We start from the raw sequence: 21,635 nt of genomic DNA, 5'->3' as shown, positions 1-21,635 counted from the left end.
CATGCTCCCTTACAGCGAACCGTGGAAGGTGCGGTTGATGACGTCGAGCTGCTGCTCGCGCGTGAGGCGGATGAAGTTGACCGCGTAGCCGGAGACCCGGATGGTCAGCTGCGGGTACTTCTCGGGGTGCTCCATCGCGTCCTCGAGGGTCGCCTTGTCGAGCACGTTGACGTTCATGTGGAAGCCGTCGCTGGCGATGAACCCGTCCAGGACGCCGGAGAGGTTGGCGACGCGCTCCTCGGGAGTGCGGCCGAGGGCGTCCGGGGTGATCGTGTTGGTCAGCGAGATGCCGTCCTCCGCGTCGTCGTACGGGAGCTTGGCGACGGAGAGCGCCGAAGCGATGTATCCGTGCTCGTCACGCCCGTTCATCGGGTTTGCGCCGGGCGCGAAGGGGGTGCCCGCGCGGCGGCCGTCGGGCGTGTTGCCGGTCTTCTTGCCGTAGACGACGTTCGAGGTGATCGTCAGGACCGACTGGGTGTGCACCGCGTTGCGGTACGTCGGGTACCGGCGGACCTTCTCCATGAACTCGTGGACGATCCACTGGGCGATGGAGTCGGCCCGGTCGTCGTTGTTGCCGTAGGCCGGGTAGCTGCCCTCGATGACGTAGTCGACGGCGAGGCCGGTCTCGTCCCGGATCACCTTCACGCGTGCGTGCTTGATGGCGGACAGCGAGTCGGCGGCAACCGACAGGCCGGCGATGCCGCATGCCATGGTGCGCAGGATCGCCCGGTCGTGCAGAGCCATCTCGAGGCGCTCGTAGGCGTACTTGTCGTGCATGTAGTGGATGACGTTGAGCGCGTGGACGTAGGTCTTCGCGAGCCAGCCGAGCATGGCGTCGTAGCGTGCGAGGACCGTGTCGTAGTCGAGGTACTCGTCGGTGATCGGCTCGAAGCCCTCGACGACCGTCTTGCCGGACTTCTCGTCGCGGCCGCCGTTGATGGCGTACAGCAGGGCCTTGGCGACGTTGACGCGGGCGCCGAAGAACTGCATCTGCTTGCCCATGGCCATCGCGGAGACGCAGCAGGCGATGGCGGTGTCGTCACCGTACTTGGGGCGCATCAGCTCGTCGGACTCGAACTGCAGGGCGCTGGTGTCGATGGCGACCCGGGCGGCGTACTTCTTGAAGCCCTCGGGCAGGCGCGGGGACCAGAAGACGGTGAGGTTGGGCTCGGGCGCCGGGCCGAGGTTGTAGAGGGTGTTCAGGGCGCGGAAGGTGGTGCGGGTGACCAGCGGCCGTCCGTCGTCCCCGATGCCGCCCATGGACCAGGTGACCCAGGTGGGGTCGCCGGAGTAGAGCTCGTTGTACTCGGGGGTGCGCAGGAAGCGGACGATGCGCAGCTTGACCACGAAGTCGTCGATGAGCTCCTGGGCAGCGGCCTCGGTGAGCACGCCGGCCTCGATGTCCCGTTGCAGGTAGATGTCGAGGAAGGCGTCGATGCGGCCGATCGACATGGCGGCGCCGTTCTGCTCCTTGACGGCGGCGAGGTAGGCGAAGTACAGCCACTGGATGGCCTCACGGCCGGTCCGGGCGGGGCCGGAGATGTCGTAGCCGTAGGAGAGAGCCATCGCCTTGAGTTCCTGGAGGGCGCGGATCTGCTCGGCGACTTCCTCGCGTTCCTGGATCACCTCCGCACTCGGCCACTCGACTTCGAGGGCGAGCTTGTCCGCTCGCTTTGCCGCGATGAGCCGGTCCACACCGTAGAGGGCTACGCGACGGTAGTCGCCGATGATGCGGCCGCGGCCGTAGGCGTCCGGGAGGCCGGTGATGATGCCGGAGGAGCGGCAGGCGCGGATCTCGGGGGTGTAGGCGTCGAAGACACCGTCGTTGTGGGTCTTGCGGAGCTTGGTGTAGATCTCCCGCACGGTGGGGTCGGCCTCGTACCCGTAGGCGTTGAGGGCACCCTCGACCATGCGCCAGCCGCCGTTGGGCATGATGGCGCGCTTGAGCGGGGCGTCGGTCTGGAGGCCGACGATGAGGTCGAGGTCGCGGTCGACGTAGCCGGGGGCGAAAGCGTCGATGCGGGAGGGCGTCTTGGCGTCGACGTCGTAGATGCCGCGCTCGATCTCGGTCGGGAACATGGCGAGGAGCTTGTTCCAGACCTTGGTGGTGCGCTCGGTGGGTCCGGCGAGGAAGGCGCCGTCGCCCTCGTAGGGGGTGTAGTTGTGCTGCACGAAGTCCCGGACGTCGATGGCGTCGCGCCACAGGCCGCCTCGGAAGCCGGCCCAGGCGCCTCCCTGCGCCGACGGCTCCGGCGCCGTCCGGGGCGCGGCGGGAGTGACGTTGGTGGTCTCCGCAGGAGTGGCAGTCATGGCCCGCACCTTCCACATCGCTTCATGGGGTCGATTCCATTGCACGTCAGTGAGGGCGCGTCCGGGAGTCGCGTTGGTCCCCTATCGGGGTCCAAAGGTCCTATCGATAATCGATCAGTCTCCGGCGCGAAGGGTCTGACCTGGCCTATTCGCCGGAGAAGCGACAGGCCGACGTCTTGTGAAATGCTTCACAAGACACTCGGCCGGTCGGCCGCGGCGCTTGGACGCTCGACGCGCGGCGCACTCGAACTGTTTCTCGATCTCTGTTTCGCCGTGACTCTCGCCCAGGCGGGCGTCTCACTGTTGGACACCGCCGCAGCCGGGCACGCGGGTGCGGCGGCGCTGAGATCCGCAGGAGTCCTGCTCGCCGTCTGGTGGGCGTGGATGGACTTCGGGCTTCCCGCGAAGGGGCGGGCGGCGCGGGGAGAGGTGCGGCGAGCGGGGGGTGGGGCCGGACGGCGCATGAGACGGCCGTCCGCGCGGCGGGCCGGGCCAGACTGGGGCCATGACAGTTGACGCTTTGACGGACGTCGCAGGCGTGCGAGTGGGCCATGCGACGCGTATCGGCGCCGGTTGGCTCACCGGCACCACGGTCGTGCTCGCGCCGGAGGGCGGGGCCGTCGCCGCCGTGGACGTACGGGGCGGCGGCCCCGGGACGAAGGAGACCGACGCCCTCGACCCGCGCAATCTCGTGCAGAAGGTCGACGCGATCGTGCTGACGGGCGGGAGCGCCTACGGGCTCGACTCGGCGTCCGGGGTGATGGCCTGGCTGGAAGAACAGCGGCGTGGCGTTCGCGTCGGGACCGATCCCGCCCATGTCGTGCCGGTGGTGCCCACCGCGTGCGTCTTCGATCTGGGGCGGGGCGGCGACTTCTCCGCCCGGCCGGACGCGTCCACCGGCCGCGCCGCGGTCGAGGCGGCGGCGGAGAGCGGCTCGGGCGCGCGAGTGCCGGAAGGGTGCGTGGGTGCCGGTGCCGGAGCCGCCGTGGGCGCGCTGAAGGGCGGGGTCGGCAGCGCCAGCGTCGTACTGGAGTCCGGGATCACGGTGGCCGCGCTGGTGGTGGCCAATGCGGCCGGGTCGGCGATGGATCCCGAGACGGGCGTGCTGTACGGGGAGTTGTTCCAGGGGCGCGTGAACTATCCGGAAGCGCGCGTCCATGCGGCCGCGCGCCGGCGCCTCACCGACATCGCGGCGGCGAACGGGCGCCCCCCGCTCAACACCACACTCGCCGTGGTCGCCACCGACGCCGACCTGTCGAAGGCGCAGGCGCAGAAGCTGGCCGGCACGGCGCACGACGGCATCGCGCGCGCCGTACGACCGGTGCACCTGCTCAACGACGGGGACACGGTGTTCGCGCTGGCGACAGGGGCGCGCCCCCTGCGCCCCCTCGACGCCGAGAACCTCCTCGCGCTGAACGAGATCCTCGCGGCCGGCGCGGACGTGGTGACCCGCGCCATCGTGCGCGCCGTGCGAGCCGCGGAGTCGGTGGACGGGCCGGGTGGAGTGTGGCCGTCGTACGCGGAGTTGTACGGGAGGGCGTGACACGGCGGGGGCGCGCTCGCTCGCACGCCGTCCGGGGCGGGGGCGGGCAGGTGGGCGGGGAGCCGCGGCTCGCAGCACCGGCGTGTGCGGACGCGCCGCACGCCTGCGATTGTCCCGGTTCTGTCACGTGTCGCCGTTCCGGGCGAGCGGCGGGAACCTCTCCGGCCGCTGCCGCCCTCTTTCTCCACGCACTGGAGCGGATCACGCACATCACACGAACCTGGAGCAGCCCGTGACAACGCCGGACATAGCAGCGCGGCGCGCACTGGGGGCCTGTGCCGCCCTGATGGTCGGCGCCCTCACCCTGACCGCCTGCGGCGGGAACGCCAAAGCCGATTCCAAGACCGACGGCAAGGGCGGCAGGAGTGCTTCCAAGACGTCGGCAGCGAAGATCGTCATCTCGGCGAAGGACGGATCGACCGGCGCGTCGATCAACACGACCGGGGTGAAGGTCAGCGGAGGCAAGCTGACCGAGGTGAAGATGACGGTGGCGGGCACGGGACAGACCGTGCCGGGCTCGTTGTCCGCGGACGGCACCAGCTGGAAGCCGAAGGAGCAGCTGGAGCGCGGGACCAAGTACCAGATATCGGCGACCGCCAAGAATGCGGGCGGCCACACGTCCGCGGCCAACTCCATCTTCACGACCGTCTCTTCGGGGAACAGCTTCATCGGCACGTACACGCCGGACAACGGCACGACGGTCGGTGTCGGGATGCCGGTGTCGTTCACCTTCGACAAGGCGATCAGCGACAAGAAGGCCGTGCAGTCGCACATCGACGTCACCTCGAGCAGCGGGCAGGAGGTGGTGGGGCACTGGTTCGGGTCGCAGCGGCTCGACTTCCGGCCCGAGGAGTACTGGAAGGCCGGCTCCAAGGTCACGATGAAGATCGACCTGGACGGCGTTGAGGGCGCGAACGGCGTCTACGGGGTGCAGAAGAAGACCGTCACCTTCACCATCGGGCGCTCGCAGGTCTCCACCGTCGACACCGCCACGCAGACGATGACGGTGGTGCGGGACGGCAAGACCCTGAAGACGGTGCCCGTCTCGACGGGCGACCCTCAGCACACCACGTACAACGGGCAGATGGTGATCTCCGAGAAGTTCTTGCAGACCCGCATGAACAGCCAGACCGTCGGCCTGGGCTCCGAGTACGACATCGCGAACGTGCCGCACGCGATGCGCCTGACGTCGTCGGGCACGTTCATCCACGGCAACTACTGGTACAACAGGGGCAACCCGCCGTTCGGCAGGGTGGGTTCCAGCCACGGCTGCGTCGGGCTCGCGGACGTGGAGGGCGCGCAGGGCGCCACGCCGTCGAAGTGGTTCTACGACAACTCGCTCATCGGTGACGTCGTGATCGTCAAGAACTCTCCCGACAAGACGGTGGCGCCGGACAACGGGCTCAACGGCTGGAACTTGTCGTGGAGCGAGTGGACCGCGGCCAGCGCGGCGTAGTCACGGCACTGCGCGCCTGATCGGCCCAAGTGCCGGGCGCACAGCGGTTTTTGGCGGATCCACGGGCCGCGCGGGGAACAACTCGCGCGGCCCGGGCGTTTTCCGGGCGTACGTTTTCTCGGTTCCCGGACACGATGTCCGACCGAGGGGCTACGGTATGCACCCACAAGGTGACATGCAGCAACGCCGGGAGAGACCTTGAGCGTTCCGTACGAGACGGCAGCGTACGAACCACACGAGTCGCCGGAGTCTCCGGAGGAGCACCTCGCGCGACTGCTCGGCCGTGCTCTGAACTCCTTCGAGCTTCCGGACGAGACGATACGACGACTCGACAGTGCGCTGGCGCACGACAGCTCGCTGCACTCGGCGCACCACAGCGCGGGGCTGCACCGGGAGACGTACCGGCACACGTGGCTGCTCGTCGACGGCTCGGCGCTCACGCTCTGGGAGCTCGTGCACAACACCGCGCCGGGCGGCGCCCCGCAGCACGAGGTGTACGTCGACGAGGAGGAGCTGCGCGTCGCCACCGCGCGGCTGCCGATGCCGCCGGACGCCGCCGACTTCGAGCTGCCGGTGACGGTGCAGTGGTCGTCGGTCCCTGTGCCTCGACACGCGTACGTGCCGGACGACTCGGCGGACCACGCGCGCCGGCTCCTGCGTCGCGCGGAGAACCCGGACCGGCCGGGTGCGGAGACCGCCGCGCTGCTGAGGACGGCGTTCGCGCACCAGATCGTGCAGGCCTTCGGGCGTCCGTGCCGAGCGGGTCGCAGCGGGCTGTGCTTCTCGCTGTACGAGCACGCGTTCCTGCTGCGCGACGGCGAGGAGGTGTCCCTGTGGGAGGTCGAGCACACGGCGACGCCGGACGGACGGCACATGTGCGAGGTGTACACGACGGAGGACGCGGCGCGGGACGCGATGGAACGGCGGGCGGCGCAGGTCTCCTGACCGGAAGAGCGCGCCGGACATGCTCCTCAGCAGCCCGGCGCGCGCCTCAGTGGCCGTCGCTGAGCTGCCGCACCAGGCCGGCGAAGGCGTCTCGCTCCGCAGGGGTCAGTTCCACGGACTCCAGGTGGGGTCCGGCCTGAGCCTGGTACGGGAGGGCGTCCAGTGTGGGGGCGGCGGGCCGCCTGCCCGCCCGGGTGCGGCCGCGGCGCAGGATGCGGGTCAGGAGGATCACCCAGACGACGGCCGTCAGGGCGAGGACGGCGACGCCCAGCGACCGGAGGATCGAGACGTGCTCAGACATGCGTTCCAGTAGACACCACGGTCCGGGACTTCCGTCCCGGACCGTGACGTATCTCGCATGACACGCAGGCGTCGCACTTGCCCCAGGTGCCGTGAACAACTCACAGCATCCGAAAAGGACATGCGGAGGGGGGCGGTTTCCGTGGGCGCCGCCCCCTCCGGCCGGTGTCAGGCAGCCACCGGCTGCTTCGCACCGGCCTTCGCGGTGACCGAGCCGTCGGCCGCCTGCCCGGCCGCCGTGCCGGGAGCCGGCTTGCGTATGCCCTTCAGGACGACCACCAGTGCCGCGGTGACGCACACGCCCGCCGCGATGGCGACCAGGTAGAGGAACGGGTTGCCGATCAGCGGGACCACGAAGATGCCGCCGTGCGGGGCTCGCAGAGTGGCGCCGAAGGCCATCGACAGCGCTCCGGTGATCGCGCCGCCCACCATCGAGGAGGGGATGACGCGCAGCGGGTCGGCCGCCGCGAACGGGATCGCGCCCTCGGAGATGAAGGAGGCGCCCAGGACCCAGGCGGCCTTGCCGTTCTCGCGCTCGGTCTCGGTGAAGAGCTTGCCGCGCACGGTCGTGGCCAGGGCCATCGCCAGCGGCGGGACCATGCCGGCCGCCATGACCGCGGCCATGATCTTCATCGCGGAGTCACTCGGGTCGGAGACCGCGATGCCGGCGGTGGCGAAGGTGTAGGCGACCTTGTTGACGGGGCCGCCGAGGTCGAAGCACATCATCAGGCCGAGCAGCATGCCGAGCAGGATGGCGTTGGCGCCGGAGAGGCCGTTCAGCCAGTCGGTCATGCCCTTCTGGGCGGAGGCGATGGGCTTGCCGATCACGACGAACATCAGGAACCCGACGATCGCCGAGGAGATCAGCGGGATCACCACCACCGGCATGATGCCGCGCAGCGCAGCCGGAATGTTGACCTTCTGGATCGCCATCACCACGCTACCGGCGATCAGACCGGCCGCCAGGCCGCCGAGGAAACCGGCGTTGATGGTGAGGGCGATCGCGCCGCCGACGAAGCCGGGGACGAGACCGGGACGGTCCGCCATGCCGTAGGCGATGTAGCCGGCCAGCACCGGGACGAGGAAGCCGAAGGCGACGGCGCCGATCTGGAACAGCAGCGCCGCCCAGCTGTCCGCCTGGCCCCACACGAAGTGGTCCATGACCGACGGCGCCTTGTTGATCTTGTATCCGCCGATCGCGAAGCCGAGGGCGATCAGCAGACCACCCGCCGCGACGAACGGGACCATGTAGCTCACGCCCGACATCAGCCACTTGCGCAGCTTGGTGCCGTAGCCCTCGCCGGATTCACCGGCGCGCTCGACCGGCGTACCGGCCCCGGCGGGCGCCCCCGCGTTCACCTCACCGCGCGCGGCCTTGTCGCGCACCTCGGAGATCAGCTCGGCGGGGCGGTTGATGCCCGCCTTCACGCCGACGTCGACGGTCGGCTTCCCGGCGAAGCGTTCCTTCTCCCGCACGGGCACGTCGTGCGCGAAGATCACGCCGTCCGCCGCAGCGATGACGGCCGGGTCGAGCCGGGTGAAGCCGGCCGAGCCCTGCGTCTCGACGACGACCTCGATGCCCGCCTCGCGTCCGGCGTTCTCCAGCGATTCGGCAGCCATGTAGGTGTGGGCGATGCCGGTCGGGCAGGAGGTGACCGCGACGATACGGAAGGCAGGGGCGTCGGCGGACTCCTTGGCGCCCGGCGCCGGAGCGGTGGCGCCCGGCGCCGGGGCCGCGCTGCCCGTGGCGGCGTCGACGGAGGCCGCCCCCGACGCCGCCACGGAGTCTTCGGAGGCGCCCTCAGCTGCGCCCTCGGGCCGCGCGCCCTGGGTCTCGGCCGTCGCCGACGGCCCGGCCTCCGCCGTCGGCTCCTCGCCGCGGATGAGCGCCGCCGCGGCCGCCGCGTCGCCCACCGAGCGCAGCGCGCCGGTGAACTCGGCGTTCATCAGCTGCCGGGCCAGTGACGACAGGATCGTCAGGTGGGCATCGTCGGCGCCTGCGGGCGCCGCGATCAGGAAGATCAGGTCTGCGGGGCCGTCCGGGGCGCCGAAGTCGATCCCGGCACGGCTGCGCCCGAAGGCGAGCGTCGGCTCGGTGACGTGTGCGCTGCGGCAGTGCGGGATCCCGATGCCGCCGTCCAGGCCGGTCGGCATCTGGGCCTCACGGGCGGCCACGTCGGCGAGGAAGCCCTCCAGGTCGGTCACCCGGCCCTGGGCCACCATGCGCTCGGCGAGGGCACGCGCCGCCGCTTCCTTGGTATCGGCGGACAGGTCGAGATCGACCAGGTCCGCGGTGATCATCTTGCTCATCGCGGGCTCCTTCGCACGCGTATCGCCCGAGACGTGGGGTGGGCGGAGGTGGGGACGGGGGTGCTGTGGGGGATGGCGGCGCGGGCGGGGAGACCCGCGCGGCAGGGGGCGGAGCCGGGGAAACCCCACCCCCTGGGGGCGGCAGAACGGCTCAGGCGGCCCTGCCTCCCGTCGGTGGCGGCGAGCAGCGGGGAGCCTCGCCGTTCGAGACCCGGAGCGGTAACCAGATCGGTGGCCGGATCGATGGTCGGTTCGGTGTTCGGTTCGGTGGTCGGTTCGGTGTTCGGTGCGCTGCTCGGTTCGGTAGTCGATTTGGTAGTCGGCTCGATGGTCGGTCCGAAGGCCCGTTCCGGTGGTCCTTCGGGGAGCACGGCGGTCGGCGCCCCCGCGGTCGTGGCAGCGGTCACCGGCGTGGGGGCCGTCGTAGGGTCCGTCGCAGGGTCCGTCGTGGGGGCCATCGCGGCGGGTGTCGTGAGGGGGGTCATGACACCGGCTCCCTCAGAGCACGGTCCACCGGCACTTCGGCGGTGACGGTCACGGCCGAGGGATCCAGATCGGCCGGCGCCGGCATCACGCTGCCCGGCAGCTGGACGGCCGCCGCTCCGTGCGCGACCGCGGAGGCGAGGGCCTCCGGGCCGCTGCCGCCCGCGATCAGGAAGCCGGCGAGCGAGGAGTCTCCGGCGCCGACGTTGCTGCGTACGGCCTCCACGCGTGCGCTGCCGAACCAGGCGCCCGTGCCGTCCACGAGCAACTGCCCGTCGGCGCCCAGGCTCGCGAGCACGGCGCCCGCGCCCATCTCGCGCAACTCCTCGGCCGCCTTCAGCGCGTCGCCCACGGTGGCCAGGGGGCGCCCGACGGCTTCCGCGAGCTCCTCGGCGTTCGGCTTCACCACATCGGGCCGCTCGGCCAGCGCCTCAAGGAGCGCGCGCCCCGAGGTGTCCAGCGCGATCCGCGCGCCCCCGGCGTGCGCCCGCGCCACGACATCGGCGTACCACGCCGGCGCGAGTCCCCTCGGCAGGCTCCCGCAGCACGCGATCCAGTCCGCGTCGCGCGACTGCTCGCGCACCGTCTCCAGCAGGAGTTCCTGTTCCGCCGCGGACAGCTCGGGCCCCGGCGCATTGATCTTGGTGAGCACGCCGTTCGCCTCGGCCAGCGCGATGTTGGAGCGGGTGTCGCCGGCGACCGGAACCGGCGCGACCTCGATGCCCTGCGCGTCGAGCAGGGTGGCCACGAGCGCCCCCGGCGCACCACCGAGGGGCAGAACGGCGACCGTGCGCCGCCCGGCGGCCGCGACGGCACGTGAGACGTTGACGCCCTTGCCGCCCGGGTCCATGCGTTCGCCGGTGGCGCGGATGACTTCACCGCGCTCCAGTGACGGAACCTCGTAGGTGCGGTCCAGGGACGGATTCGGGGTGACGGTGAGGATCATGCGCGCACTACTTCCGTGCCGCCGCGCTCGATGGCGGTGGTGTCTTCTTGGCTCAGCCCGCTGTCGGTGATCAGCAGGTCCACGTCGCCGAGGTCCCCGAAGCGGGCGAAGTGCTCCTGGCCGCACTTGGAGGAGTCGGCGAGCAGTACCACGCGCCGGGCCGCGGCCATCGCGGCCCGCTTGACCGCGGCCTCGGCGAGGTCGGGGGTGGTCAGGCCGTGGTCGACGGAGAAGCCGTTGGCCGCGAGGACGAGGACGTCGGCCCGGATCTCGCCGTACGCCCGCAGCGCCCAGGCGTCGACGGCGGCGCGCGTACGGTGCCGTACGCGCCCTCCGACGAGGTGGAGCTGGATGCCGGGGTGGTCCGCGAGGCGGGCCGCGATCGGCAGGCTGTGGGTGACGACGGTGAGCGAGGACTCCAGCGGGACGGCGGCCGCGAACCGCGCCACGGTCGTACCGGCGTCGAGGATCATCGTGCCCTCGCCCGGCAGTTCCGCGACGGCCGCCTTCGCGATGCGGTCCTTCTCGTCGGCCGCCGTGCCCTCGCGCTCGGCGAGGTCCGGCTCGAAGTCGAGGCGTCCGACCGGAATGGCACCGCCGTGCACCCGGCGCACGAGGCCGGCGCGGTCGAGGGCCTTCAGGTCGCGTCGGATCGTCTCCGCCGTCACCTGGAACTCCTCGGCCAGCGAGACCACATCCACCCGGCCGCCGTCACGGGCCAGCCGGAGGATCTCCTGCTGGCGCTCCGGTGCGTACATGTCCGTTCGCCTCCGACTTATGCCCGAACGTGTGGTTTCCTTGGGAGGCTACGCCCGCTTTTCCGGAATGTAAACAGGTTCGGATGCGAGACGGACACAAACAGGCATCGGGCGAATGGTCGCCGCCCTCTCGCTCCCGCCCCGCAGAACTCCTGACGCCGTGTCACCGCGTCCGTATCCTGGACTCTCGGACACAACTTCTCGGGGGGTGTTGTGGACAGGGACGGTCTCCGTACCCACCCGGACCAGGACTGGCTGCGCGCCGCGGTGCAGGCGCTGTGCGCCTCCCCGGCCCTCGGCGACCGCGGTGCCCGGGCCACGCTGGTCGAGCTGGTGGGCGACGCACTGGGGCGTCCGGTGATCGTGCGGGAACAGCCCACGGCGCGGGGGCAACTGCTCGAGCTCGTACGGTTCTGCCTGCGCGCGGGTGAGGACGGACCGCCCGCATTGGCCGAAGCGGTGTCGCTCCTCGAAGGGCACAGCTGCACCGCCGAGGCCATCGGTGACCTGGTGCGGAGCATGCGGCACCCCCCGGCGGGGCATCCCACGGGCGGAACCGTCGGCGCGGCGGCACCCGCGGACCGCGTCCACTTCTTCGTGTCGTACGCCGCGACCGACCGCCGGTGGGCGTCCTGGATCGCCTGGCAGCTGGAGAACGCCGGCTGCCGCGTCCTCGTACGGGAACGGCACGTCGCGGCCCCCGGCGGCGACGGCCCCGTCGACGCCGGTCACCCTGACGTGCGCAGTGGCGTGGAGCGGAGCGAACGCACCGTCCCCGTGCTGTCCGCGGGCTACCTCTCGGGCCCGTACCCCGGCCTGGTGTGGCGGGCGGTGCGCGCGAGGGATCCGCAGGGCGGCAGCGGTGCGCTGCTGCCGGTCCTGGTCGAGCAGTGCCGTCCCCCGTGGCCCCTGCCGGACACGGCGTACGTCGACCTCACGGGCGGCCTGACCGAGGGCGAGGCCCGTGCCCGGCTGCTCGCAGCCGCCGGCAGCTCCCTCACCGGCCACCCGCTGACCAGCCGTCCCCTCACCGGCCACCCACTGACCGGCCGCCGTCCCCCAACCACCGTCGGTCCCGCCTTCCCCGGCGCCGGCTCCCCCGACCCGGCGGGTCGGCGTTGACGGGAGACGGCGGCTCGGGCCGCGGCACCCCGGCGTTACGGATACGGGAGCGGATCGGTGAGGAGACGCAGGCCGCGCTGCTCCAGGTGCCCGCCCTGCACGACCGCTCCGCGCGCGCTCTGCTGGTCGAGATGGTCGGCGAGGCGCTCGGGCGCCGAGCCGACCTGCGGGAGCAGCCGACGCTGCCGCTGCAGCTCGTGGAGCTGTTCCGGTTCTGCACCCGCCACCAGGACGGCCTGTCCGCCCTGGCGCGCACCCTGGCGCTGGTGGAGCCAGGCTGCCCCCAGGCGCCCGCGGTGCAACGGCTCGCCGACGAGTGGACCGCCGTCGACTCGCTGCACGGGCTGCCGCAGGTCACCGGCTCCTGGGACTTCCTGAGCGGCGCCCTGGGCGGACTGACGATGTCGTACGCGATGCGCACTGCCGTGGTCCGGGCGGCCACCGAATCCAGGGTCGTCGTACCGCCGCCGCACGCCGTGAGCTGCTGGCACGACTTCCTGCACATGGCGGGCCAGGGCGCCACGCGGAACGGGCTGCCGCCGTGGATGGTGTACCTCGACCGCAGTGCCGAGGCGATGGAGCCGGCCACGGCCCGTGAGCTGCTGGCCCGCAACCGGCAGTGGGCTCTGAGCTGCGGTCTGGCGGAGCTGCTCGACCGCGACCGCGCCGCGAGTCCGGCCGCGCCGCCGGTGGCCCGGCCGCACCAGGAGTACCTGGCGATCCACATCGCGCCCGATCCGCTGGAGGACGGTCACTACACCGTCTCCTACTCCCTCATGTCGGACGCGCGCGGCCGGATCTGGGAACTGGGCGACACGGTGGTGCGGGTGCCGACCGACCGGCTGCAGCAGACGGTGACGGACGTCATCAGGAGGGTCGAGGAGACGGGCGGCGATCGGCTGGCCGAGGTGTCGCTGGAGTTCGTGCTCCCCTTCGAGCTGCTCAACCTGCCCGTCGACCGCTGGCCCCGGGACACCTCCGAGGTACCCGGCGTGCCGCTCGCGGTGGACTACCCGGTGGTCGTGCGCAGCCTGGACCGGCTGCAGAACCGTGACTGGTACCGCTTCTGGCGCTCCCGCTGGCAGCAGCTGGCCCGGGACGAGCACCCGTCGAAGTCGGTGTACGTCAACGTCGCGCGGACGAACGGCGACCACCTGCGCGGCCTGGAGGCACGCCTGAGCGACGACGAGCACTGCGTCGCCCTGGTGCTGAGCGAGCCGCCCGTGCCCACCCGGGCGCACAGCCGGCGGGAACTGCAGGCGGCGTTGCGCAGCGGGCTGCCGGTGGTGATCTGGCACCGCGAGGGCCGTTCGCCGCAGGAGTTCCGGGATGTCATCGACGGACTGCTCGCGGAGGGCCTGCGGCGGTTTCCGGCCAAGGTGGCGGCCTTCCGCCGCCGTGCGGCCATCGAGGACGAGGACGCGACGCACATCGGCCGGCACCTCGCGGTGCTGTGGGACGACCCCGACCGCAAGCCCGTACTCCCCGAAGCGCCATGACCACATTCGGCGCGCCCGCGCCTGCCCCGGCCCTCCGCACACCAGCACCGGTTCCAGCACCGGTTCCAGCACCGGATCAAGGACCGTACGTGGACCGTACGTGTCAGGCCATCATCCGAAGGGACGCCGTCGATGCCGTCGATGCCCAACAGCGTGTCGTGGGGGCCGTACCGGGGCACGGGCCTGCCCGGTACGGCGCACCAGCCGTGGCCCGAGGCGCCGCCCTGGCGCAGTTTCGGCGGCGGCCCCGACCTTCCCCCGCCGCCCGCCTCCGACCCGTACGCCCGCATCATGCTGGGTGCCCCGCGGCAGCACCTGCCGGCGCCGCCGGAGGAGGTCGACCGGGTGAACGCGGCCCTGCGCCTGAGCCGCCCCCTGCTCGTCACCGGCGAGCCGGGCACCGGAAAATCGACGCTGGCCTACCGCATCAGCCGGGAACTGGGGCTCGGCCGCGTCCTTCGCTGGCGCATCACGTCGCTGAGCACACTCCGGGAGGGACTGTACGAGACCGGGGACGGAGGACGGATCGGGCTGGGCCCCCTGGGTACCGCGTTCCTGCCGTACGCCAGGCCCCGGGTGCTGCTGATCGATCGGCTCGACCGCGCCGAGATCGCCCTGCCCGACGACCTGTGCACGGTCCTGGCCGCCGGAGGCTTCCGTCTGCCCGGCACGGCGTCCGTGCCGTCCCTGGGATCCGCGGCGTCTCCGGCGTCCGCGGTGTCCGACGCGCCCGACATGCCCGACACGCCCGCCGAGACGCAGGTGGCCACCGACGACGATCCGGCGGCCACGGTGGTGCTGCGGGACCGGGCGGTGCGGTGCCACGCCTTCCCGGTGATCGTCATCACGACCACGGGCGAGCGTGACCTGTCCACGGATCTCGTACGACGTTGCGTCACCCTGCGCACGAGGCGGCCCGGCCCCGAACTGCTGCGCGCCATCGCCGCGAACCACTTCCCGTCCGGGCCCGGAATCCCCGTCCCGCCCGCCGGCCCCACACCCGCCTCCGCCTCACCCGCATCCGCACCCGACCCCGCGCCGGACGTCGTGGACGCCTTCCTGGACCGGGCCGTCCGCAGCGAGGGACCGGTAGTCGACCGGTTCCTGGACGCCCTGCGGCTGGCCGCCGACGGCGTCCTGACGACGCTGGCCGAGAACGGCGGCTGGCAGGAGGCCGTGGACGCCGTCTGGGAGTGGACCGCGCCGGAGGAGCCGTGACGGGACCTCGGCGGGTGCCGCTCCCGGACGGGCCCCCGACCGGCCGACCGCCCTCCTGGCCGGCCTCCCGGAGCAGCGGCGGCTTTCCCCCCGCCCTGCCCCCCGGCGTCCCGGCCGCCCTGCGGCGCCTGGGCGGCAGGCTCCGACGCGCCGGCGTCCGGGAGGTGGCGGTGGTGGCCGACACCGGTCCGACGATGGGCCTGTGGCTGCCGACAGTCGGTGAGTTCGCGACCGTCCTGCAACACGCCGGCGCGGCCCGCCGCGTCACCGTGCACCGGCTCCCGCTCACCCGCAGCGCGGGGCCGGCGACGCTGCCGCGCCGGCCCGCGGCGTCGCGGCTGACCCTGCTCCTCACCGACGGTGCGGGCCCGCGCTGGCGCACGCACGAGGTGGAACCTCTGCTGCGCCGCTGGGGACAGTCCGGGCCGACCGCCTTGATCCACCTACTACCGCACGCGGTGTGGCGGGCGACGGGACTGCGCGGCTGGCAGGTGCTGCTGCGCTCCCCCGGGCCGGGCGCGCCCAACCACCGGACACGCTGGCGGCCTCGCGGCCTCGGTCCGGACGTGCGGGACATGCCGCCCGACCGTCGGCCCGATGTGCCGGTCCCGGTGCTCGAACTGGCCCCACGCTGGCTGGACGCCTGGTCCGGGCTGCTGAGCGCGGCCCCGCCCGCATGGCTGCCGCTGACGGTGATGTTCCCCCACGCGCGCGTGCCCGTCGACGCCGCCGACAACGACAGCGGCAACGGCAACGGCAACGGCAACAGCAACAGCAGCGACAGCCAGTCGACGGTCACGGCGGCGGCGCGGGTGGCGCATTTCCGGTCGTCCGTGCCGCGCGACGTGTTCACGCTCGCCACCATGCTCGCCGCCCTCCCCCTCACCGCCGGACTGATCACCGAGATCCAGCAGGCGCTGCTGCCCGGCACCTCCCTCACCGACTTCGCCCAACTGCTCGTGTACGGCCTTGTCGTGCCGGTGGGCCGGGAGGCGGGGACGTTCGAGTTCGGCGCCGGCGTGCGGGACGAGTTGCTGGCCGCGGCACGGCGACCGGATCTGGTGCGGGTCGTCGAGTTCGTGGGGGATCGCAGGGGATCCGGCGGGGAACACTTGTGGCGACTGCCCCGGTTGCTGCGCGGCGCCGCCGAGCACCGGCTCCCCCCGGTCGACGAGGAGTCCGGGCCGTGGCTCATGGCCGAGAGCGCCGTGCTCCACGCCCTGTCCGGACCGTTCCTGAAGCCGGCGAGAGAAGTGGACGAGGTCCTCGCGGCCCGCACGACCCTCGCGGCCCACCGGGACGACGCTCAGCGGGCACGGCAGCACGGCACCACCGCTCACGGAACCACCGCTCACGCACCCACCGCTCACGGAACCACCGTTCACGGAACCACCGCTCACGGAACCACCGCTCACGGAACCCCCGTTCACGAGACGACCCTTCACGGGAAGAGGAGGCCGGTGATGCCGCAGCAGGCCCCGGCGGACACGACAGACGACGGACGCGCCGGTTCCACGCCGACGATCTGGGGCAACATCCCGCCCCGGAACCCGAACTTCACCGGCCGTGAAGCGCTCCTCGACGCGCTCCACCAGCGGTTGCTGCGGGAGCGGGCGACCGCCGTACTCCCCCATGCCCTGCACGGCATGGGCGGCGTCGGCAAGAGCCTGCTGGCGGTCGAGTACCTGTACCGCAGGATGAGTGAGTACGACGTGGTCTGGTGGATCTCCGCGGAGCGGACCGCGCAGATCTCCTTGTCCCTGGTGGAACTGGCCCCGAGACTCGGCCTGCCGACCGGCTCCGACGCCTCCTCGACCGTGGCCGCGGTCCTGGAGGCGCTGCGCACCGGTGTGCCGTACTCGCGCTGGATCCTGGTCTTCGACAATGCCGAAAGCCCCGAGTCCGTACGGCAGTTCTTCCCCGCGGGCGGGCCGGGCAACATCCTGGTCACCTCGCGCAACCCTCAATGGGCTTCACTGGCACGTCCGTTGGAGGTCGACGTCTTCCTGCGGGAGGAGAGCAAGCAGCTGATACGGGCCCGGGGCCCGGAGATCGAGGACGCGGACGCCGACCGGCTCGCGGAGGCGCTGGGCGATCTGCCGCTCGCCATAGAGCAGGCCGCCGCGTGGCATGCGGAGACCGGCATGCCGGTGGAAGAGTACCTGCGGCTGCTCGACGAGAAACGCGTCGACCTGCTGCGCGGCACCGCGCCGCTGGGCAACCAGCATCCGGTGATCGCGGCCTGGAACATCTCCCTGGACCAGTTGGAGGCGAAGAACCCGGCCGCCTACCAGCTGCTGCAGGTGTGCTCCTTCTACGCGCCGGAGCCGATCGCGCGAAGCATGCTCTCGCGGGTGCCGCCGGGTCCCGTCACGCCCGAGCTGGATGCGGCGCTGGACGACCCGATCCGCCTCGGTCAGGCCATCCGCGACATCGGCCGGTACTCCCTGGCCCGCTTCAACCACCGCACCAACTCCCTCCAGATGCACCGGCTGGTGCAGGCGGCGCTGCAGTTCCGCATGACCGAGGAGGACCGGGCCACGATGCGGCGCGGCGCCCACCTGCTGCTGGTGGCCAGCGACCCCAACGATCCCAACGACGCCCTGCGCTGGGACCGTTACGGCGCCCTGTACCCCCACGTCGTCGTCTCGGAGGCGGTGCGTTCCGACTCGGCCTGGGTGCGCCGCCTGGTGGTGAACGAGGTCAAGTACCTGCTGCGCTGGGGTGATTACGAGTCCTGTCTGGAGCTGGCCCGCTCGGCCTACGAGACCTGGACCCGCGACATCGGCGAGGAACATGCGCACACGCTGCAGGTCGCCCGCTGGCTGGGCTTCCTACAGTTCAGCATGGGCCGTTACAAGGAGGCCGCCGATCTCAACGCGGCGACGCTGGAGGCCCACACCCGGGCGCTCGGCCCCGGTCACCAGGACACGCTGGACGCCCTCGGCAACGTCGCCATCGACCACCGGGTGCGCGGGGCCTTCACGGAAGCCCTCGAACTCGCCGAGTCGGTACACCGGCAGTATCTGGAGCTCCTGGGCCCCGACGACCCCGAGACCCTGCGGGCCGCGCACAACCTCGGGGTGAGCCTGCGGCTGGTCGGCCGCTTCGCCCGGGCCCTGGAACTGGACGAGCAGACCTGGCGCAGCCGCACCCAGATCTTCGGCCAGGACCACATCGACTCGTTGCGCACCTGGCTCGGCATGATCGTCGACCTGCGTGAACTGGGCCACTACCAGAAGGCGTTGGCCTATCACCACCAGATCACGCAGCACTCCACGACGCTGCTGGGCAACAGCAACCCGTTCACACTGTCCTGCGTCCGCCTCCTCGCCGTCGCACTGCGCAAGGCCGGAGAGCACGAGGAGGCCGCGGCGACCGCGGAGCGGATCCACGCCGAACTGGTGCGCCGGTACGGCGACCACAACCCCGAGTCGATGGCCGCCAGCCTCGAGATGGCCATCCATCTGCGTCACCGGGGCCGTCTGCGGGAGGCGTCGGTCCTCGGTACGGAGATCTGCCGCCGGTACGAGGAGACGTACGGCGCGTATCATCCGCACGCCCTGTCCGCCGCGGTGAACCTCGCGGTCATCCACCGTCTGCTGGGCGACGCGCCGACCGCGCACTACATCGACACCGTGGCCCTGCAACGGCTCACCGGGCAGCTCGGCGAGAACCACCCCTCCACCCTGATCTGCCGCACCAACCTCGCCAGCGACTGCTACACGCTGGGCGACGCGGCGGCGGCTCTGGAACTGGACACCGAGACATTGCGCCGGTCGCGGGAGGTCTTCGACGACGACCACCCCTCCACCCTGGCCTGCGCCGCGAACCTCGCCATGGACCTGCGGGCGGTGGGGCGGGAGGAGGAGGCGCAGGCCCTGCGCCAGGACACCCGCGAACGCCTGCGCCGCACCCTGGGCGGCGATCACCCGGCCGTGGCCCAGGCCGCCGACTGGAGTCATCGCGCGGACTGCGACATGGACCCGCTGCCCCTGTGACAAACAGCCGCCGCTTGCTGCCTGTTCGCGTGCTCGGCCGTCGGGTGCGTCGACCGTCAGGGCGGTCAGCGGACCGACCGGCGTGTCAGTCAGCGCGCCAGTCAGTGGGCCAGCCAGCGCGCCAGCCAGTGGGCCAGTGCAAGCGGGTCCGGCGGGACGGGCAGCGCACGGCTGACCGCCACGGCCAGTTCCGGGTGGTCGGTCAGCGCGGTTCCCGCTGCCGGCTCGCCGCACTCGATCAGCGCCAGGCCGAGTCCCGCCCAGGCCGCGGGCCGGGCGTCGGGGCCGCGCAGTTCCTCGCCGTACAGCTGCGCCGCGGTCACCGGGTCGCCGTCCACCAGTGCCAGGTCGGCGGGGAGGGCACTGGGGACACTGCTCGCCGGGTCGTCCGCGGCGCGCAGAGCGCGGAACTCCGCGGGTGCGATGAGGCGCAGGCGTGCCAGCAGCGCGAGGGTGTCGAGCCGGCAGGCGTGCGGGTCGGCGCGCAGGCCGGCCTCGGGGCGCGGGGCGGCCTCGACGCGCGGGAGCGCCTCCGGACACGCGGGGGCTTCCGGACACGCGGGGGCTTCCGGGTGCGGGACAGCTCCGGCGCGCGGGACGGCGTCGGGGCGCGCGGTGTCGTCTGGGCGCCCCACGGCGCGCTCTGCGGCGCGCCAGGCGTGCGCCAGGTGCGCGGCGTGTGCCGTGGGCGGGTGCATGTGGTGTGCGCGCCAGGCGGCACGGTGGTGCGCCGCCGCGAGCGACGCGAGACGCTGCTCGCGCGCCCCCACCGGCTCCGCCTGCCAGCCCGCGGTCTGCTCGTCCAGCGCGTCGATCAGCGCGCGCCCCGGCGCGGTGAGCGCCGGGTGCCCGCGCAGCGTCCCGATGACCTCGCGCACGGCGCTGCGCCACAGCGCGAACTCGAATCCCGCGAGCCCCTTCGGGCCGCGCGTACGCCAGTAGTGCACGACCCCCGAGAAGGCGTACGCGCCGTGCACCAGGCCTCCGAGCGGGCGCGGGTCGTCGCGCCAGGGGGCGTGGAAGAGGTCGCCGCTCTCTTCGAAGAGCGGCGTGAGGAAGATGACGCCGTTGAGGAGGGTGTGCCGGAACTCGTGCAGAACGGTGACGCCTACCTGGGCGGGAAGGACCTCCGCGTCCTCGTCGGGCTCCGACAGCAGCACGCACCCGAAGGCGTCGCTCGAGGACGCCGCGCGGGCCCGCAGCCGTTCCCCGCGCGGGAGCGGGACGATGGAGCGCAGCCCCAATGCCAGCGCGCGGGCGCCCGCGGGACGGTCGTCCACCATGACCGGCCACATGCGCTCGAACCAGCGCTGCCAGGCGGCGTGGCGAGCGGGAGAGAGCCGGCCGGCCCCGGGCAGCGCCGGAACCGGCGCATACGGTCCCAGGTCGTCCAGCACCAGGTCCAGGGTCGTCCCGGCGTGCTCCGCGCGCAGTCGGCGCTGCCCCTCCCATCCGGGGCCGTCCTTCTCCGGGTCGACGGGCAGCGTGACGGTCACCCCGCCCGCTGCTACGCGCACCACCCCGTCCTGCGCCCACACCCGGGCGGTGCCCCAGGGATCGCCGCCGACGGTCGCCCGGCCGAGCCCGGGGAGGAAGACCCGGCCCTCCCGTACGGGCACGCACACCTCGAAGTCGCCGCCCGCGGCGACGTGCACGACCGCCGCCAACTGTCCGAGAAAGCCGAGCTCCACGCCCAGCGGCGCCTCGTCCGGCGTCGACCGCGGATCCGGCCGGGTCAGTCTGCGTACCAGGGCCGCTGACCACACGCCGACCTGGGGGTCGAGCAGCACGGTGCGGAAGGCCGCGGGAGCCGCGCGTTCGGCGGCCTCCAGCAGTTGCCAGTGCACCCGCACGGCGGCGGTGTCGCAGTGCGGAGTCTCGGTCGCGGCGTCCAGGAGCGCCCGCAGCAGCAGGAGCCGTCGGCTCACCTCCGCCTCCAGCAGAAAGGCGACGGCCTCCTCGTCCTCGGTGACGGAGCTGAGCGACCGCAGGACGGGGTCCGAGAGGTGGTGAAGGCGGATGGGCACGACGTTTCCTCGTTCACAAGGGCCGTGACGTGGGGTGCACGCCGCGTCGGATCGGGGCGTCGGCCCCGGGGCCTGTCCGGCGGGTCGGGCCGGCTCCGGGCGACGGGGGCTTGCGGTGGCGTGCGCCGGAATGCAGGCCGCAAGGCCGGGACGCAGGCCGGCCGGAAAGAGGGCACGGAACCTGGAACCCGCATCCTTGACGACAGGTCGGCGGTCGGTCGAGCGTGGCGGGCGCCGCGGTTCCAGCAGGTTCGCCGGACGGGCTAGCTGCCGTCGCTGCCGGCGATCGTGGACAGCGGACGGTCGACACGCCGGCGCAGCCGTTCGACCGACGGGCGCAGAACGGCGTCGTCGAGGGCCGCGATCTCCGCGAGCGACAGTCCTGACAGGGCCGGCAGCCAGGGTCGCGGCGCCTCGGACTGCGTCACTTCACAGGAGGTGGCGTGTTCCGTCGATGACATGGCGTCACCGTATAGCAAAAAGTGCCCGCCGCCGAGCCTGCGCAGGTCGAACGGGTTGCTCGCCCCCGCCCCGACGCCGTGCCAGCGCTGACACCCCGCAGCTCCCGGCCGCCGCAGGCAGCTGCGGCGGCCGGGAGGCCGCGGATCACCGGGAGCCGTGGGGTGTCAGCGCTGCCGCACCCGCCTCCGCACGGTCTGCCTCGGGGCTCACGCCCTCCGCGTCCCTGGCCGACGTGCCCTCCGCGCCCGTCGCGCT

Annotated in this window: 15 protein-coding genes; 8 read left to right on the top strand and 7 right to left on the bottom strand. The window is 72.4% G+C overall.

Annotated elements, in window-relative coordinates; genetic code table 11:
* Positions 1 to 9: 9 nt before the first annotated feature.
* Positions 10 to 2,310: a formate C-acetyltransferase gene (gene pflB, locus ACH4ZX_RS20815; RefSeq protein ID WP_398274565.1), complete on the bottom strand. Its 2,301-nt coding sequence runs from the start codon at positions 2,308 to 2,310 to the stop codon at positions 10 to 12.
* A gap of 24 nt (positions 2,311 to 2,334) precedes the next feature.
* Between pflB and ACH4ZX_RS20810 the strand changes: the two genes are divergently transcribed.
* The 4 genes from ACH4ZX_RS20810 (at position 2,335) to ACH4ZX_RS20795 (ending at position 6,254) form a co-directional block, all read left to right on the top strand.
* Positions 2,335 to 2,826: a low temperature requirement protein A gene (locus tag ACH4ZX_RS20810; RefSeq protein WP_398274562.1), complete on the top strand. Its 492-nt coding sequence runs from the start codon at positions 2,335 to 2,337 to the stop codon at positions 2,824 to 2,826.
* Positions 2,816 to 3,853: a P1 family peptidase gene (locus tag ACH4ZX_RS20805; RefSeq protein ID WP_398274559.1), complete on the top strand. Its 1,038-nt coding sequence runs from the start codon at positions 2,816 to 2,818 to the stop codon at positions 3,851 to 3,853. The genes ACH4ZX_RS20810 and ACH4ZX_RS20805 overlap by 11 nt, the downstream gene beginning before the upstream one ends.
* A 232-nt stretch (positions 3,854 to 4,085) precedes the next feature.
* Positions 4,086 to 5,309, top strand: a complete 1,224-nt coding sequence (locus ACH4ZX_RS20800; RefSeq protein ID WP_398274556.1) for an Ig-like domain-containing protein — start codon at positions 4,086 to 4,088, stop codon at positions 5,307 to 5,309.
* 198 nt (positions 5,310 to 5,507) lie between these two features.
* Positions 5,508 to 6,254 (top strand): DUF6227 family protein, encoded by a 747-nt coding sequence (locus ACH4ZX_RS20795; RefSeq protein WP_398274553.1) that lies wholly within the window; start codon positions 5,508 to 5,510, stop codon positions 6,252 to 6,254.
* A 46-nt stretch (positions 6,255 to 6,300) separates the two neighbouring features.
* Here ACH4ZX_RS20795 and ACH4ZX_RS20790 read toward each other — a convergent pair whose 3' ends face one another.
* From ACH4ZX_RS20790 to ACH4ZX_RS20775, 4 genes are all read right to left on the bottom strand, one after another.
* Positions 6,301 to 6,555 (bottom strand): hypothetical protein, encoded by a 255-nt coding sequence (locus ACH4ZX_RS20790; protein WP_398274550.1) that lies wholly within the window; start codon positions 6,553 to 6,555, stop codon positions 6,301 to 6,303.
* 167 nt (positions 6,556 to 6,722) lie between these two features.
* Positions 6,723 to 8,864 (bottom strand): fructose-specific PTS transporter subunit EIIC, encoded by a 2,142-nt coding sequence (locus ACH4ZX_RS20785; protein ID WP_398274547.1) that lies wholly within the window; start codon positions 8,862 to 8,864, stop codon positions 6,723 to 6,725.
* Between the two features lie 481 nt (positions 8,865 to 9,345).
* The gene (gene pfkB, locus ACH4ZX_RS20780) at positions 9,346 to 10,293 is read right to left on the bottom strand and encodes a 1-phosphofructokinase (protein WP_398274544.1); all 948 of its coding nucleotides are present in this window, start codon (positions 10,291 to 10,293) and stop codon (positions 9,346 to 9,348) included.
* On the bottom strand, positions 10,290 to 11,051 hold the full coding sequence (locus tag ACH4ZX_RS20775) for a DeoR/GlpR family DNA-binding transcription regulator (RefSeq protein ID WP_324783271.1): 762 nt from the start codon (positions 11,049 to 11,051) through the stop codon (positions 10,290 to 10,292). Before ACH4ZX_RS20775 ends, pfkB begins: the two co-directional genes overlap by 4 nt.
* 213 nt (positions 11,052 to 11,264) lie before the next feature.
* Here ACH4ZX_RS20775 and ACH4ZX_RS20770 point away from each other — a divergent pair, with 213 nt between their 5' ends.
* The 4 genes from ACH4ZX_RS20770 to fxsT all read left to right on the top strand — a co-directional run bounded on the left by ACH4ZX_RS20770 (position 11,265) and on the right by fxsT (position 18,891).
* The gene (locus ACH4ZX_RS20770) at positions 11,265 to 12,173 is read left to right on the top strand and encodes a toll/interleukin-1 receptor domain-containing protein (protein ID WP_398274541.1); all 909 of its coding nucleotides are present in this window, start codon (positions 11,265 to 11,267) and stop codon (positions 12,171 to 12,173) included.
* Positions 12,170 to 13,672 (top strand): hypothetical protein, encoded by a 1,503-nt coding sequence (locus ACH4ZX_RS20765; RefSeq protein WP_398274538.1) that lies wholly within the window; start codon positions 12,170 to 12,172, stop codon positions 13,670 to 13,672. The genes ACH4ZX_RS20770 and ACH4ZX_RS20765 overlap by 4 nt, the downstream gene beginning before the upstream one ends.
* A 141-nt stretch (positions 13,673 to 13,813) precedes the next feature.
* The gene (locus ACH4ZX_RS20760) at positions 13,814 to 14,890 is read left to right on the top strand and encodes a MoxR family ATPase (protein WP_398274535.1); all 1,077 of its coding nucleotides are present in this window, start codon (positions 13,814 to 13,816) and stop codon (positions 14,888 to 14,890) included.
* The gene (fxsT, locus tag ACH4ZX_RS20755; RefSeq protein ID WP_398274533.1) at positions 14,866 to 18,891 is read left to right on the top strand and encodes an FxSxx-COOH system tetratricopeptide repeat protein; all 4,026 of its coding nucleotides are present in this window, start codon (positions 14,866 to 14,868) and stop codon (positions 18,889 to 18,891) included. The genes ACH4ZX_RS20760 and fxsT overlap by 25 nt, the downstream gene beginning before the upstream one ends.
* A gap of 101 nt (positions 18,892 to 18,992) precedes the next feature.
* Here the strand turns inward: fxsT and ACH4ZX_RS20750 are convergent, their stop codons facing one another.
* Entirely contained in the window at positions 18,993 to 20,918 is a 1,926-nt protein-coding gene (locus ACH4ZX_RS20750; RefSeq protein ID WP_398274529.1) for an aKG-HExxH-type peptide beta-hydroxylase, read from the bottom strand.
* Between the two features lie 263 nt (positions 20,919 to 21,181).
* Complete coding sequence (locus ACH4ZX_RS20745) at positions 21,182 to 21,379, bottom strand: hypothetical protein (RefSeq protein ID WP_360743472.1); 198 nt, start codon at positions 21,377 to 21,379, stop codon at positions 21,182 to 21,184.
* Positions 21,380 to 21,635: the final 256 nt, after the last annotated feature.

This window comes from Streptomyces sp. NPDC020490 (genome assembly GCF_044335305.1).
In the GTDB taxonomy this organism is placed as follows: domain Bacteria; phylum Actinomycetota; class Actinomycetes; order Streptomycetales; family Streptomycetaceae; genus Streptomyces.
This window is presented reverse-complemented; position numbering and strand designations above follow the sequence as displayed.